Raw genomic sequence first — 15,830 nt, forward strand, 5'->3', positions numbered from 1 at the left:
AGAATACCTAAATATAATACTCTACTCTTTTTGACTATTAAACAAAGCGTTTAGTATGATAGCGGTCAGAGTTGCTGTACCGATACCACCTAAGTCAAAACCTCCTAGATGTAGGCTAAAGTTCCCCGTACCCATAATCACCGTAACGGCAGCAATGATAAGATTGCTGTTTTTGCTAAAATCAATGTGACTGTCTATCCATATTTTCACCCCAGCAATAGCAATCAAGCCGAATACGACAATAGATGCACCGCCCAATAACGCTGAAGGAATCGTCTGAATGATAGCGCCAAACTTTGGTGACAATCCTAGTAAAATAGCAACCACACCTGCTATCACAAAAATAGTTGTACTATAGACCTTGGTTACCGCCATCACGCCGATGTTTTCAGCATAAGTCGTCACCCCAGTACCACCAAACCCCGCTGAAAACGTCGTGGCTACGCCATCAGCTAAAAACGCACGACCCATATAAGGCGTAACGCGTGATTTGGTCATTCCTTCTACTGCTTTAAAGTGTCCAAGATTTTCAGCAACGAGAATAAAAGCCACAGGCGCTATCAAGATAATAGCACTCATCTCAAAACGCGGTGCATGTATACCTGGTAGGCCAAACCATGAGGCAGCAGCCACACTTGTAAAATCAATCGTTGTGCCAAAACCCAATAGGTTGGTCATAACATAGTAAGCGATATAGGACAATATCAAACCCACTAATAACAACAAACGCCTTAGCATACCGCGAGTAAACACTGCCACACTACTGATTAGTAGCACAGTTAATGCTGCCATCCATGCGTCAAACTGATTGGCTGATACGCCTTGAATAGTAACTGGCGCTAGATTAAGACCAATAATCATGACAATAGCACCAGTCACAATAGGCGGCATTAAACGCTCAATCCAGCCTGTGCCGGTTTTCATTACTAACAAGCCTATTAGCGCATAAATAATCCCGCAGGCCATAATGCCGCCTAAAGCGACATCTAAATTGGTATTAAAACCTACGCCAGCATAAGCTGTCACAGCAATAACAGGGCCAATAAAGGCAAAGCTTGAACCAAGATAGCTTGGCATACGACCGCCGGTAATCATAAAAAACATCACCGTACAGATACCTGACATCAAAATAGCCAAGTTGGGATCAAAACCCATTAATAGCGGTGCAAGGACAGTTGCACCAAACATAGCAAAGGTATGCTGAACACCAAGTAAAATACTTTTAGAAGCGGGTAGATATTCATTGATACCGACAGGATTGTGGTCAAGATCCCCGCGATAAGGTCGCCATGTAGGGAACCAGCGTCCATTTTCAAAGTCTGGATTGTTGGTAAGTTGCATCATAGCAGGTGTGATACCTGCTGCTTCTAATGCCGTTAAAGGGGTTTGAGTTTTGGCGCTATTTTCTGAGTGAGATGAATGCTGTGTCTTGGAAGGATCTTCTGAGGGAGTTACCATGCGCGCGTGTCCTATGTGGCCGAAAATAATAGCTAAAAAGGATAAATAAAGAATTAATGACGCAAGCACCATCCTATTTAGTATATCTCACCGTATTGCCCGGTACATCTAACAATAATTATTTAGCTCGACCTACAACACTGATATACTTAATAAATGGTAGTTGTTTATACAAATTTGTCACATTTTGCTAGATGTCTGAGGCAAGATATGTTCTACTAAATCCATCGCTTTAGCTGCTTATATTCTGATACTTTCTATAGCAGCAACCGCTTACAGGATGTTACATAAGCGTTGATGCCAAGCATCATAACGGAAATTTATAATAAACAAAAGCTATTATTCTTCTATCATCCATACTACCAAGTTTAAACGCTCATATAGACGATGCTTCAAAATCATTGTTTAGCCATGCCTACTCACTACTGTGACTGGTCATACTTATGATGCTTGCAATATTGATTAAGCTATAAAGTCGTTTTTGTTAATCAATTGGTTACGATGACAACCATATTCACTCACTTTTATTTTTTGGTAATTTATTATGATTAGTGTATTTGATCTATTTAAAATTGGCATTGGGCCTTCAAGCTCACATACTGTAGGGCCTATGGTAGCTGCCAATTTATTTTTGACTTCTTTGAGTAAACAATTTGAGCTGACAGATATCATAAAATTAGAGATTGAACTATACGGCTCACTCGCTGCAACAGGTAAAGGCCACGCTACTGACACAGCCATTCTCTTAGGTTTACTTGGTCATACGCCAAGTACCATCGATACACGACTGACCAGCCAATACCTCACACCTATCTTTTCAGATAAAAAAATGAATGTATCAGGTCAGCACATTATCGACTTTGATACAGAACATGATATCTATTGGTACGATGATACTGTTCTACCTTATCACCCTAATGCGCTGACCATTCGTGCCATATTGGCAGACGACACTCATTATCAGCAAACTTATTACTCAGTTGGTGGCGGCTTCGTCATTAATGACGATGATGCTCATAATCCAGATGAAGACCATGGTACGCCAACGATTGATATAGTCCCCTATCCTTTTAATACTGCAGCTGAGCTACTTGAGCAGTGTCGTCAGCATAAGCTAAGTGTGAGCGAACTGGTATTGGCAAACGAATGCCATTATCGTGATAAAGAAGATATTTTTGCCTATTTAGACTCTATTTGGGAGGTAATGCAAAACTGTGTCAAACAAGGTTGTGAAAATAGTGGCATTTTGCCAGGTGGTTTAGACGTCAAACGCCGCGCTCAAGCACTACATTTGCAGCTATGTGCTGAAAAAGATCAGCCAAGGACAAAGAACGACAAGCTTGCTGCGATGGATTGGGTCGATTTGTATGCGCTGGCAGTCAATGAAGAGAATGCAAATGGTGGTAATGTCGTCACTGCCCCAACCAACGGTGCTGCTGGTATTATCCCTGCAGTTATGTGCTATTACCGCGATTTTTTATCAAACTACACTCAAGAAGGTGCACGCAAATTTTTATTAAATGCCACGGCAATCGGTAGCTTAATCAAACAAAACGCATCAATCTCTGGTGCTGAAGTTGGCTGTCAAGGTGAAGTCGGATCCGCTTGTGCGATGGCTGCTTCTGCATTGGCAGAGATTATGGGCGGCGATCCTGCCAAATGTCTCAACGCAGCTGAAATCGGCATCGAGCATAACCTAGGTCTTACCTGTGATCCTGTCGGCGGCCTAGTACAAGTACCTTGTATTGAACGCAATGCGATGGGAGCAGTAAAAGCAATCAATGCCGCTCGTCTTGCCTGCCGAGGCAACGGTCAGCACTTTGTCTCATTAGATAAGGCAATTGAGACTATGAAACAAACTGGTGCCGATATGTCGGATAAATATAAAGAAACGGCCCGAGGCGGTCTTGCTGTCTATGCAGATAACCGCATACCTACTGCTACCCATGGCGTTAGTGTCAACTATAGCCAGTGCTAAAACTGAAACTGAAAAGTAAAAACTCCAAAACTCACAAAAAAAGCCTCTAACAATATAGAGGCTTTTTTTGTATTCTTACTAATTACTTGGCAACTATAATAAAAAATAATTATTCAGCTGTTTTTGAGATAACGTCATTTAATATCCAAACAGGCTTAACCACACCAGTTTTGGTATCAGCAATTGCTTCTTGACGCACATCTAACATATAGCGATAATTTGGCTCATAGGTAAAGCCTTGGATGTTACCGTTCAACGTGTTGTAATTCTTTTGATAGCTTTGACGATACTGTAGGCACTGTGTCTCGATTTTATTACCACTAGTATCCATACGCTCACAAAGCGCTTTACGCGGAGCAATTTCTACTTCAAAGCTTGGAATGTTCACAACTTTAACGTTTACTGCTTGACCCTCTACTACCATGGTACGCTCATCGTCTAGACCCATCGTAGAACAACCTGCTAATGCAAAAGTGGCTGCAAATGCTGCAATCGCTAATTTTTTCATTTTTATACCCTCGATCAATTGTTGTTAAATAGCTCATATCTCATTCACTAAATATCGTCACTTTATGGCTCTTATAAAACCTTATAAACAATACGATATTTCAAGATATAAACGTTAATAGTGAGTACTTTTTTATAAGAGCCAATTATAGTGCCCAAACAAAAGTAGTACTACTTATTGTTGTACTGCAATTAGTATAGGTCTTGAATAAGCTTTGCCTCTATAACTGGTTTGTAACGTAACGTCAGTATTTGCAACTGGTGTTATTCAAACGTACTCACACATTAGCAATTTTTACATTATGAGCTTCAAATTATTAATACTAGGGGCTAAATAAAAAACGAATACAACGCTTATCTAGCTACGATAATCTGCGTTAATTTTGACATAATCATAAGACAGATCACAGGTATAAACAGTGTCGCTGGCATCACCTCGCGCTAAGTCAATATGGATGGTAATCTCCGGGCGACTCATAACGGTCTTGCCAGCGTCTTCAGTATAGCTAGGTGCTACGCCACCGTTTTGACAGATCATAACGTCATCTAAATACACATCTACTTGCTCAGTGTCTAAGTCTTCGATACCAGCATAACCAACGGCTGCTAAGATACGACCCCAGTTAGCGTCGCTCGCAAAGAACGCTGTTTTTACCAGTGGTGAATGCGCGACTGCATAAGCCACATCACAGCATTCTTGAGTGGTTTTACCACCAGTGACTTTTACGGTCATAAACTTTGTTGCCCCTTCACCATCACGCACGATCAACTGTGCCAGACGCACAAATACTTCGGTTAAGGCACTAAACAATGACTGATAATGCGGGTGTTCAGGACTGTCGATTACCTCGGCACTGGCAGCCCCTGTCGCTATCAACACGCAGCAGTCATTGGTTGAGGTATCGCCATCGACGGTAATGCGGTTAAAAGACTGCTCATTGATAGTAACCAGCATCTCTTGCAATAGGTCAGCTGCAATATTGGCATCAGTGGCTACATAACCTAGCATGGTTGCCATATTAGGGCGGATCATACCTGAGCCTTTAGATATACCAGTGATATGATAGCTCGTATCTGCAATATCCACTTTTTGGCTTGCAAGCTTAGGGATAGTATCAGTCGTACGAATCCCGTTAGCCGCTGCTAACCAGTTATCCGCTCCTAAGCTGTCTAAAGCCTTATCTAGCCCTTTGATGACCGCTTCACTATTTAATGGCTCGCCTATCACGCCAGTAGAAAACGGCAACACCGCGCTAGTGTCTACACCAGCCTTACTCGCTAAAGCCGTGCAAATCTCTTCTGCTCGGCGTTTGCCATCAGCACCTGTACCCGCATTGGCATTACCTGTGTTGGTCACTAAGTAGCGCGGAGCCGTTTTTGCAAAGTGCTCTCGCAGTACGCGTACAGGTGCAGCGCAAAACGTGTTTTTGGTCGTCACAACTGCACTGGTTGCAGTCTCCGCAATTTCGATGACCACTAAATCGTCGCGATCTTTATAACGCACACCTGCTGCGGTAGCACTCAATCTGATACCGTCGATAGGATAAATAGTGTTGGGTACTGATATGTTTCCGACAGCCATAGCTCAATCCTTATTAATCAATTTTTAGAATCATTTTTTAATATCAAAGATATGTTCACTCATTAAAAGCGTATACATAAATAGTATTTTGGCGCACGTACTAGTTTTGGCTCAAGTCAAACGCCGCCCAGATAGGCGCATGATCAGAGGGCTTCTCCATTGCACGTAGCTCATAGCTGATACCTGCGTCCACACATCCATTCGTTAGATCAGCGGTACACAAAATATGATCGATACGTAGGCCACGCTTGGGATCATCATTAAAACCGCGACTGCGATAGTCAAACCAGCTATATAACTCTGTGCTTTCTGGATAATGTAGACGATAAGTGTCAGTTAGTTCCCGTGACATGAGTGCTGAATACCATTCACGCTCTTCGGGTAAAAATGAGGTTTTTCTATTTTTGAGCCAGCGCTTAGCGTTAGCTTCACCGATTCCGATGTCTATATCTTCTGGCGCAATATTCATGTCACCCATGATGACAATCGAGCGCCCTTCCGCTTTTAAAGTGTCAATATAAGCCATCAAATCAGCATAATAAGCGCGCTTCATCGGAAACTTAGTTGGATGATCTTGGCTCTCACCTTGTGGAAAGTAACCATTAAGCACATCAATTTCACGGCCTTGCAGCTCATAACGCGCGTGAATAAAGCGTTTTTGGGCTTCTTCATCGTCACCAGGAAAGCCTTTTTGCACAAATATAGGCGCAACTTTAGACAATAATGCCACCCCGTAATGTCCCTTTTGTCCAAAATACTCAATATGATAGCCAAGACTTTCTACATTTTTTAATGGAAACTGATCATCATGGACTTTGGTTTCTTGTAGCCCCATGACATCAGGGTCTATTACTTCTCGCACAGCTTCAAGCTGATGCTGGCGGGCGCGAATACCATTGATATTAAAACTCACAAAACGGGTCATGCTTTATCCTATATTGACTGGTTCAAGTTTGTTCGTGCTTTATAAATTATTCTGGTAACTTTTGGAATGTAAAAGGATGATAAATAGCAATAAAAATAGCTAAGTCGACCTGGCTATTGCGTGTCTTCAAATCTTAAGATACAGTAGAAAACTTGTTTTACTGACCGTTGTGACACAATAAATAGCGGCATACTCTCCTTCTAATTGTGTTTATCTTATATATTTTTATAAACATTGAAGTACTTTTTACCGAGCTACTTTTTTAGCCAAACGATGTGAGCCAAATTATGACGACAGCGCCATCAAATTCTACTATTTCACCTCTATACTCTACCGATTACCGCGTGTATATCAACCATACGGATGCTGGCGGTATAGTCTACCATGCCAATCATCTGGTGTTTTTTGAAAATTGTCGCCGCGACTGGTTTAGTAAGCTTGGTCTAAACGGCTATTTTATGCATGCTGATGATGGTCAAATCCAGCATTTTGTAGTGAGTCAAGCACAGCTACAGTACAAAAAGGCAATATTTTTAGATGAAGTCGTTAAAGTACATATCGATCGAGTTGAACTAAAACCTGCCAGCATTGTATTCTATCAAAGTATTCATCGCCATGTGTCACAGGACGCAAATGAAAATCACTACCCTTCTACAAAAACTCTATTAAGTAGCGCTAAGATTGTGATTGCTTGCGTGCAAAATCAGACAAAACCAGAGCCAGCTGATAATGCTGATACATCAGACATAGCAGCTAATGCTGCACCAATTCGGCCGATACGAGTGCCAAAAAACCTTCACGATAATATTCAACAAGCTATTGCGCATCACTCTAACGATGCATAACACTCATACATGAATATTGATAAAAAACACTTGCTTACCTTTGAGAATATTTGGGTATATAGTAGGCGCTCTACAGTAGTCAATCCGAGTAGTGACGAAACCTCTACTCTAGCTACTGATGCTGACATGTCTCAAACATGGCTTACGAAGATAAAAGACAAATTTAAAATAGGCTCGGATCCTGCTCCATCTACTCATAAACGCGAATTGATAACTGGCGTTAGTGGCACTTTATTAGAAGGGCAAATGACAGTACTAACTGGGCATTCTGGCAGTGGTAAATCAGTATTATTAAAGGTTTTAGCAGGACTATCATCTCTAACTACAGGCGATGTTTGGCTGCGTCAAGATAATGACAAACATAAAGATAGTGACGGACAAAATAGTAACAACTATCATAGCATTCACAACACCTCGCCTACGCGGTGGCGCGCGCAGGTCGCTTTACTGGCTCAGCATCCACAGCTACTAGAAGGCAGTGTCCTTGAAAACTTGCAAATGCCTTATCGCTTACAAGCCTATCAGCATAGCCAGTTTAATATTGACTGGCATATAACGCAGCTTGCGTCTTTAGAGCGTACCGCAGAATTTTTGCAGCAAGACGCCAGTCATCTATCAGGTGGTGAACGACAACTGGTTAATACACTACGTTTGTTACAGTTAAATCCACAAGTACTGCTCTTAGATGAGCCTACTGCCGCCTTAGATGCTGAAACATCAGCGAAACTTGTACATTTGTTAATTAGCTGGTTGCACTCAGAGCCTAAGCGCACTCTTCTATGGATAACTCACGACACGCAAGATATCATGCCATTAGCAAATCAGCATTGGCAAATGCAAGCAGGCGTATTAACTGAAGTATTTTAGTATAGTTAAATCACTTTTAAACAGCTACAGTCCTACTAGGACGCAATGATCCATGTAACGATTAACGATATGCCATACCAGTATTTTATTCGCCATTTCATGTTCACTATTAATTGATTTTATGACGAGCACATATGATGCGTACAGACGATATGCAAATCTTACTGACTTACGGTGACATTGCGCTTGCCAGCAGCCTTATCGTCATTGTACTCATCGTGTCATGGCGATTACGCTTAAGTCTAACCAAAACCTTACTGACAGCTGCTATTCGTACCGTGGTTCAGCTCAGTTTTATTGGCCTAATTTTGGCTTGGATTTTTGCACGTAAGCAGTGGTATGAAGTATTATCGATCTTGACCATCATGACCTTGATTGCAGGGACTGCTGCCAAGAGTCGTGTTAGACGCACTTATAAAGGATTGTTTACTGACACTCTTATTGCAGTAGGCACATCAGCAGTATTGGTTACCATCATCGCCATTGGCTTTATTTTAAACGTTCAGCCATGGTATACACCGCAATTTATTATTCCAATATTGGGTTTGATACTAGGTAACTCTTTGACCGCTATCTCCTTGACCAGCAATCAGCTTGTTGAGTCTTTTCATGAGCAGCAGCCACGTATTGAGATGATGTTAAGCTTATCTGCGCGTCCATTTGAAGCAGTACACGAGCAAATACGGGCGGCAGTCGTCAACGGTATGACGCCTACCCTTAACTCCATGCTGGTTGTCGGTATCGTCAGTCTACCAGGTATGATGACCGGACAAATACTTGCTGGTGCAGATCCCACTCAAGCCGTACGCTATCAGATAGTAACCATGTTTTTAATCTGTGTGAGCAGTACGCTTGGGTGCACAATAAGCGCACTCCTTATTTATAGACGTTTTTTTAATAGCAGAAAACAATTTGTCCTACCTTACTAGTCACCGTTTTACTCTATCTTGCACCATATATTAGTACATTTGTCTACTATCTTTATATACTATCCAGTGCTATCACTCCAATATAAACAACAATTGCAGTTATGTTACTATACGGTTAAATTACACCCTTTTATTATTTCATTATTAATGCTAATAATGACCTAAACTTGTGTTATATAACGATTAAAGTAGCTTAGCAGATCATTAGTAAATAAGGATATTATCGCGCTTAGCGCCACATTGGTCACATTAGCGTTCGTCTTTATTGTTGACAGATATAAAACTGCTCGCCTCTAAGCTTTCTCTATATAGCAATCAATATTTTTAAGGACGCTAACGATGACAGAGAACAAACCTTGGCTGGATCATTATCCTAGTACTGTACCCAAAACGATTGATCCTGATAAATATGGCAACTTAATAGAGCTATATGAAGAGTGCTTTAACCGCTATCGTATGCACCCTATGAGTATCTGTATGGGCGTTACTCATACTTATGATGATGTCGATAAAGCATCATTGGCGGTCGCTGCATGGTTGCAAGCCCAGGGGTTGCCAAAAGGTAGTCTTGTAGCGCTGATGATGCCAAACGTACCGCAGTATTTGCCAATTATGATTGGTATTTTGCGCGCAGGCTATGTTTGCACCCCTATCAATCCTTTATATACTGGACGCGAGTTACGCCACCAACTAAATGATTCAGGCGCCCAAATCATATTCATCGTCGACAACTTTGCCCAAGCGCTTGAACAAGTGGTTGATGAGACCTCTATTAATCGTATTGTGCTATCGAAAATGGGCGATATGATGGGTCTAAAAGGCATGTTGGTCAATACCATGATTCGGCAGGTCAAACGCTTAGTCCCTAAATATAATCTTAACGATCCTAAGCATGAAGTAACCAAATTCCCTGATGTTCTTAAAAAAGGCAGAGCACTGCCGTTTCAGGCACCAACAATGGCATCAGAGCAAAAGGCCATTTTACAATATACTGGTGGTACGACAGGACTATCAAAAGGAGCAGTGTTGACCCAGCGCAACATTATAGCCGCTGCCCTACAGTCAGAGGCTTGGTACCGACCTGTCACCTCAAACATGAATGAGGCATACATTAATATGATTATGGCTCTACCGCTTTATCATATTTTTGCCTTCATGCTCAGCCTATTAGGGATGCGTTCGGGCTATACTTTTATATTGATACCCAACCCGCGTGATATGCCAGGATTTATAAAAACCTTATCAAAGCAACCTTTCCATATCTTTCCTGCAGTCAATACCTTGTTTAAGGGTCTGCTTGATCAGCCAAACTTCAAACAGTTAGATTTTAGCTCACTACGTATCACGCAAGCAGGCGGAATGGCGGCGACTGAACAAACGGCAGCGCGTTGGTTAGAAACCACTGGCTGTGCGATGATAGAAGGCTGGGGTATGACAGAAGGTGTCGCTGTAGGTACTGCCAACGTTGTCACTGATCGTAAATTTAATGGGACAATTGGCGTTCCAGGCCCTGGCGTTGATATCATTGTTATCGACGACAAAGATCAACGTGTCGGCGTACATCAGGCAGGCGAGATGTGTATCAAAGGCCCTAACGTGACCTCTGGTTATTTTAACCATGATAATAGTGGGAGCTTTACCAAAGATGGCTATTTTCGTACTGGTGATATCGTCAGCATGGATGAAAAAGGCTATTTTACGCTGCTTGATCGCAAAAAAGACATGATCTTGGTTTCAGGCTTCAACGTATTCCCCAATGAGATTGAATCAGTGATGCTTGATTGTGACGGTGTCGTCGACTGCGCTGTGATTGGTATCAATGATGAACGTCAAGGCGAAGCCGTCAAAATCTATATCGTGCCAGCAGACAGTAACGTCACCGAAGATATTATTAAAGATTTTGCGCTCGACAATTTAACTGGTTATAAATGCCCGCGTCATATCGAATTTGTCAGTGAGCTACCAAAAAGTAACGTCGGCAAAGTACTGCGTCAAAAATTACGTGAAAAGCATATATTAGATAATGCTTAGATTAGTCCAAACCATGTAAGTAATATCGTATATTTTTCAAAGTCAGACTAAAAATCTGCAAAATAGTATAAAATGCAAGGCCAATAAAAAACCCTCTACACGGGACTGGGATGAATTTTACGCAGCCTCTGTCTGCGCAGGCACAGCAAGCCAGAAAAATTTATACCAGTTCCGCGCTGACATATAATGTATCTGTTTTTTTAGAATCGACTATAAATAATGGTTGGTTCATTGACTAACTGATTTTATTAACTACATTCAGCGGCAGATGCTTCATCGCTTGTCCCACAATCGACCACGGCAGGCTTGGTACGCAAGCCTCAGTCGTCTCTGACTCAATAGCAGCGACCATAGCTTTAGTGCCTGTGTCTGTATCAACCTCAAAAGGCAATGGCTTAGCATTGGTATTAATCTCAGTACGAATATAACCTGGATAAATAGTAGACACTTTGATTGGTAGTTTCTCTAATAGCATATCGGCACGAATACCTTCTGCTAAATATGCTAAGCCTGCCTTACTCGCCCCGTAAGTAGTCATATGCTTGGGCAAACCGCGCATCGCTGACATACTCGATATGACTACAAGGTGACCATTATTTTGTGCACGAAATATTTTCATTGCCGCTTCACACTGTGCCAATGCAGAGACAAAGTTTATCTCAGCAGTGCGGCGATTGGTCTCAAAACGACCTTTACCGATACGGCGACTCTCACCTACCCCAGCATTGACGACAACCCGATCAATATGACCAAAGTCTTCAGCGAAAGCATCAAATACTTCAAATATCGCATCATAATTGGTAACGTCTAAAACACGATACGCCACGCTTATCTCAGGATATAGCTTCGTCAATTCAGTCTTGAGTTGATCCAAACGATCTGTGCGGCGCGCACAAATGGCTAAATTATAGCCTAATTTTGCAAATAACCGTGCCATGCCTTCGCCAAGACCTGAGCTGGCCCCTGTAATCAAGACAGTTTTGCCTTTTCCAACTTGAGATTTGGTCAAACCTTTTAGGTAGCGTGCCGGTTGAATGGCACTTAATGCCTGATCCTTGCCTTGCTTAGCCGTTTGCGTTACTAGGCTCATTAATTTATTTTGCATAAGCAGTCCTTTCTCTATCAGTGCATTAATATAAATCTAAAAGCAGGTCTTCAAAAACCATCTATTATAGTAGATATGTCTGAGCAGATGGGTGTCGGTTGTGTATCAAAAACAATGATGAAGACTGCTAGCGCCAAGTGACGTAGCGCTTACCATCCGCAAATAAATGACTATATTCGTTTAAGGACAATAAACGCGGCACTTGCTCTTTTACAGTAATAGAGGTCACGCCTGTATTGACAAGGCTTCTATTCAATTGATAGGCCGTCTGACTACCTTGCTGCAGTAAATGCGCAGTAATAGCAGCGATGACGCCACCTGAGGTAAACACTAATATTGTACTATCACGTCCTAAATGACTTAATTGTGCAGCTTGTGTGCGTACATGCTCAAGTGCTTGCTGCGCGCGTAAGTTAAACTGTGGCCAACTCTCCAAATAGTCTGAATCATTATCACCAGCATGCCAGCGCTGCATAGCAAGATTAAACAACTCGGCTAAACGAGCTTTGGGTGTGTCGGACTTAGCAAGCTCTTCGGCAATCGCTTCTTGAGTCGTAAAAGCTGGATCAGACTTAATAAAGACGTCCTTATGGTTGAACTCATTAAAGGCCTCGATCACATAGCTGTCAGGAGCAGACAGATCTAGTACAGGTGTCACATCGCCAGCAGCTATAGAAGATTGGTAGGTCTCCCAAAAGTAGCGTGCAGAGTCTTGTTGTCTTGATAGGCTGCCTGTAAATATGGCATCGATACGGCGCTGTGTGGTCGCATAATGCTGACCAAGCAAGCGCGCCTGCGTACTACCTAATTCTGAAAGCTGGTCGTAATTTTCTTGTCCAAACGATGCTTGACCATGGCGTGCTAAGAGAATAGTTGTCATAACACTATTACCTTTTATTGTATTTTGTTATTTTACTTGTTAGATGACTTGGTATCTTGATCAAAGTAGCCTTTTGGCAGTATGCTTTTAATCACTTTTTGTACTGGGCTTGGTAGCTGCTCAACCATTCCAGCATCGACGCCCATATCTTGCAGATGCGGCTGCACCCGAGTCGTGAATAACGCATCGCCTTCATACTTTGCAATCAGCTTTAGGCATTTAGCATGCAATACATGAACGATAATCCAAAAGTTTTTGAACGCAGGATTGGTGGTTTGTTTATTATAATAGCGATAATAGATTTGTTGTACGATACCCGCTAAGCGAAACAACCCAAACACTTCATAAAATGTCCAGTTGTCTATCTGTAGGCCCGTACGCTCCAGATAATAATCCACCACTTCCTCACGGGTCATCATGCCTTTTAGATGCGTGGGCTGACGGCGGGACTGCTGCATAATCATGTTATCGTCGGCTTCGATCCAGTAGGCCAAGGCACTGCCCAAATCCATCAACGGATCACCCAAAGTCGCCATTTCCCAATCGAGCACGCCAATGACCTTGGTTGGGTCTTTGGCATCTAAGATCACATTATCAAAGCGCCAGTCGTTGTGAATCAAGCAAGTCTTACTATCAGCAGGCGTATGCTTGCCAAGCCATTGACGTACCAATGCAAAACTTGGGACGTTAGGGGTTTTGGCTTTCACATAACGCTTGTCCCAGCCGGTTACTTGACGCTCGCAGTAGCCCTCGCCGCGGCCAAGCTCGACCAAGTCAGGATGCGCGCTATAGTCTACTTGATGCAGCTCAATCAAGGCGTCGATGACATTGGTGCATAATGCGCGTGTTTGCGCTTCATCTAACTCAATCCCTTTGGGCAGATTGGCACGCGGAATAATGCCTTCCATACGCTCCATGACATAAAAATCCGCTCCGATGACCGACTCATCGGTACATAGCGCCACCATATTTGGCACATAAGGATAAGCGTCCATCAGCGCATTCTGTACGGTGTATTCACGTACCATATCGTGGGCAGACTTAGCTTTAGTACCTTTTGGCGGACGACGCAAGATCAAATCTTGATCTGCACCCGTGCCTTCATATTGTAGCCGGTAAGTCCAGTTTGACGCACCGCCTGAGAACTGCGTAACGGTAGGCTCACCGTTTATATCAACATCCTGTTCACGTAGCCATGCGCTGACAGCTTGAGCATCCAGCTCTTCGCCTTCTCGAACATCGCCGCCTTTGTCTAAGACCTTATTATTAACTGCTGTATTATTATCTGTTGCCATGTGATATTCCTTATCCTGTGGTTGCTTAGGAGCCACTTATTAATACTAATATTTTTATATTTTAAGAAAGACCGACCTTGAAACTTATTTTAAACTTAAATGGTTTCAAGAAATTGTCTCAGAATCGGTCATTTATTATTGTGAAATTGGATCTCTTTACTTAGGCTATTTTAATGACTCGTAAATTATTACTTAGCGTTTAAGACGAAACCCTTGACGCTTTAGTTCTAATTTGGCAATCATCGTCTTATGCACTTCGTCAGGACCATCGGCTAAGCGCAGCGCGCGCGCTTGTGCAAAAAAGCTTGGCAACATTGTATCTTGGCATACGCCCATCCCACCATGAATTTGAATCGCCATATCGACAACTTCTTGTAGTACTGTTGGCGCTACAACTTTGATGGCTGATATCTCTGTCAATGCAGCTTTGGTCCCCTGCGCGTCCATTTTTTGGGCGGCGTATAGCGTAAGCAGGCGCGCTTGGTCAATCTTAACTCTAGCATCACTGATACGCTCGAGGTTGCCACCTAGTTGCAATAACGGTTTGCCAAAGGCAGTACGTTCCATACCGCGTTTCACTGCTAATTCTAAAGACTTCTCTGCCGCACCAACACAGCGCATACAGTGATGAATACGGCCTGGCCCTAAGCGACCTTGCGCAATCTCAAAGCCCATACCAGGCCCACCAATAAAGTGACTGACTGGTACACGCACATCATCGAAGCTAACTTCTCCGTGACCATGCGGCGCGTCATAATCACCGAATACTTTTAGCATACGCTCAATATTGACGCCTGCCGTTTTTACTGGTACTAATACCATTGAGTGCTGATGGTGACGGTCTTTATTGTCATCAGGGGTATAAGCCATTACGATTAATACATCGACCGCAGGATCACCTAAACCTGACGACCACCACTTGCTGCCATTGATGACGATTTCATCGCCCTCTACCACCGCCGTCGCTTGCATATTGGTCGCATCACTTGACGCCACATCAGGCTCAGTCATACAAAATACCGAACGCGTTTTACCTTCTAACAACGGCGTCAGCCACTGGTCTTGCTGCTCTTTTGAGCCATAGCGCCATAACAGCTCCATATTGCCACTATCTGGCGCATTGCAGTTGAAAACATAAGGTGCAAGTAAGCTACGTCCTGTTAATTCTGCAATTGGTGCATAGTCAGTGACAGATAATCCAGCGCCTAAGGTATCATCAGGTAAAAACAGATTCCATAGACCAGCTTCACGTGCCTGCTTGCGTAGGCTTTCGTACTTTTCGGGCCATTGCCAATTTTTCCAATTACCATCAGGGTTTTGCTCGTGGCAATCTTGCCAGAACTGCGCTTCTATTGGCTCAATTTGAGTGGTAATAAATTCTTTGACTTGCTCATACATAGCTTGACCATGTGGCGTTGCGGTAAACAT

The 15,830-nt window shown here is 42.8% G+C and carries 13 protein-coding genes; 5 read left to right on the top strand and 8 right to left on the bottom strand.

Going from position 1 to position 15,830, the window contains the following annotated elements; all coding sequences use genetic code 11:
- Positions 1-21: 21 nt before the first annotated feature.
- The gene (locus Q0895_RS00170; RefSeq protein WP_264752901.1) at positions 22-1,341 is read right to left on the bottom strand and encodes a solute carrier family 23 protein; all 1,320 of its coding nucleotides are present in this window, start codon (positions 1,339-1,341) and stop codon (positions 22-24) included.
- A 661-nt stretch (positions 1,342-2,002) separates the two neighbouring features.
- Between Q0895_RS00170 and Q0895_RS00175 the strand changes: the two genes are divergently transcribed.
- Positions 2,003-3,436, top strand: coding sequence for an L-serine ammonia-lyase (locus tag Q0895_RS00175; protein WP_299184569.1), 1,434 nt, complete (start codon positions 2,003-2,005; stop codon positions 3,434-3,436).
- A gap of 109 nt (positions 3,437-3,545) precedes the next feature.
- Here the strand turns inward: Q0895_RS00175 and Q0895_RS00180 are convergent, their stop codons facing one another.
- The 3 genes from Q0895_RS00180 to xthA all read right to left on the bottom strand — a co-directional run bounded on the left by Q0895_RS00180 (position 3,546) and on the right by xthA (position 6,450).
- Positions 3,546-3,944, bottom strand: a complete 399-nt coding sequence (locus tag Q0895_RS00180) for a DUF4377 domain-containing protein (protein WP_058368694.1) — start codon at positions 3,942-3,944, stop codon at positions 3,546-3,548.
- Between the two features lie 357 nt (positions 3,945-4,301).
- A complete protein-coding gene (argJ, locus tag Q0895_RS00185; protein ID WP_299184573.1) occupies positions 4,302-5,525 on the bottom strand; it encodes a bifunctional glutamate N-acetyltransferase/amino-acid acetyltransferase ArgJ in 1,224 nt (407 codons plus the stop codon).
- A 100-nt stretch (positions 5,526-5,625) separates the two neighbouring features.
- Entirely contained in the window at positions 5,626-6,450 is an 825-nt protein-coding gene (gene xthA, locus Q0895_RS00190; protein WP_299184574.1) for an exodeoxyribonuclease III, read from the bottom strand.
- Positions 6,451-6,737: 287 nt separating this feature from the next.
- Between xthA and Q0895_RS00195 the strand changes: the two genes are divergently transcribed.
- The 4 genes from Q0895_RS00195 to Q0895_RS00210 all read left to right on the top strand — a co-directional run bounded on the left by Q0895_RS00195 (position 6,738) and on the right by Q0895_RS00210 (position 11,122).
- Complete coding sequence (locus Q0895_RS00195) at positions 6,738-7,295, top strand: thioesterase family protein (RefSeq protein WP_299184576.1); 558 nt, start codon at positions 6,738-6,740, stop codon at positions 7,293-7,295.
- 9 nt (positions 7,296-7,304) lie between these two features.
- The gene (locus Q0895_RS00200) at positions 7,305-8,162 is read left to right on the top strand and encodes an ATP-binding cassette domain-containing protein (RefSeq protein ID WP_299184577.1); all 858 of its coding nucleotides are present in this window, start codon (positions 7,305-7,307) and stop codon (positions 8,160-8,162) included.
- 134 nt (positions 8,163-8,296) lie between these two features.
- Positions 8,297-9,091 (top strand): iron export ABC transporter permease subunit FetB, encoded by a 795-nt coding sequence (gene fetB / locus Q0895_RS00205; RefSeq protein ID WP_299184580.1) that lies wholly within the window; start codon positions 8,297-8,299, stop codon positions 9,089-9,091.
- A 339-nt stretch (positions 9,092-9,430) separates the two neighbouring features.
- Positions 9,431-11,122 carry an AMP-binding protein gene (locus Q0895_RS00210; protein ID WP_299184582.1) on the top strand — a complete coding sequence of 564 codons (1,692 nt, stop codon included), beginning with the start codon at positions 9,431-9,433 and terminating at the stop codon, positions 11,120-11,122.
- Positions 11,123-11,357: 235 nt separating this feature from the next.
- Here the strand turns inward: Q0895_RS00210 and Q0895_RS00215 are convergent, their stop codons facing one another.
- From Q0895_RS00215 to Q0895_RS00230, 4 genes are all read right to left on the bottom strand, one after another.
- Positions 11,358-12,227 (bottom strand): SDR family oxidoreductase, encoded by an 870-nt coding sequence (locus Q0895_RS00215; protein ID WP_299184584.1) that lies wholly within the window; start codon positions 12,225-12,227, stop codon positions 11,358-11,360.
- A gap of 127 nt (positions 12,228-12,354) precedes the next feature.
- Positions 12,355-13,107, bottom strand: coding sequence for a histidine phosphatase family protein (locus Q0895_RS00220; RefSeq protein WP_299184585.1), 753 nt, complete (start codon positions 13,105-13,107; stop codon positions 12,355-12,357).
- A gap of 32 nt (positions 13,108-13,139) precedes the next feature.
- On the bottom strand, positions 13,140-14,402 hold the full coding sequence (locus tag Q0895_RS00225; protein ID WP_299184587.1) for a phosphotransferase family protein: 1,263 nt from the start codon (positions 14,400-14,402) through the stop codon (positions 13,140-13,142).
- 192 nt (positions 14,403-14,594) lie between these two features.
- Positions 14,595-15,830: an acyl-CoA dehydrogenase family protein gene (locus Q0895_RS00230; protein ID WP_299185315.1), complete on the bottom strand. Its 1,236-nt coding sequence runs from the start codon at positions 15,828-15,830 to the stop codon at positions 14,595-14,597.

This window comes from uncultured Psychrobacter sp. (genome assembly GCF_947495825.1).
Classification (GTDB): domain Bacteria; phylum Pseudomonadota; class Gammaproteobacteria; order Pseudomonadales; family Moraxellaceae; genus Psychrobacter.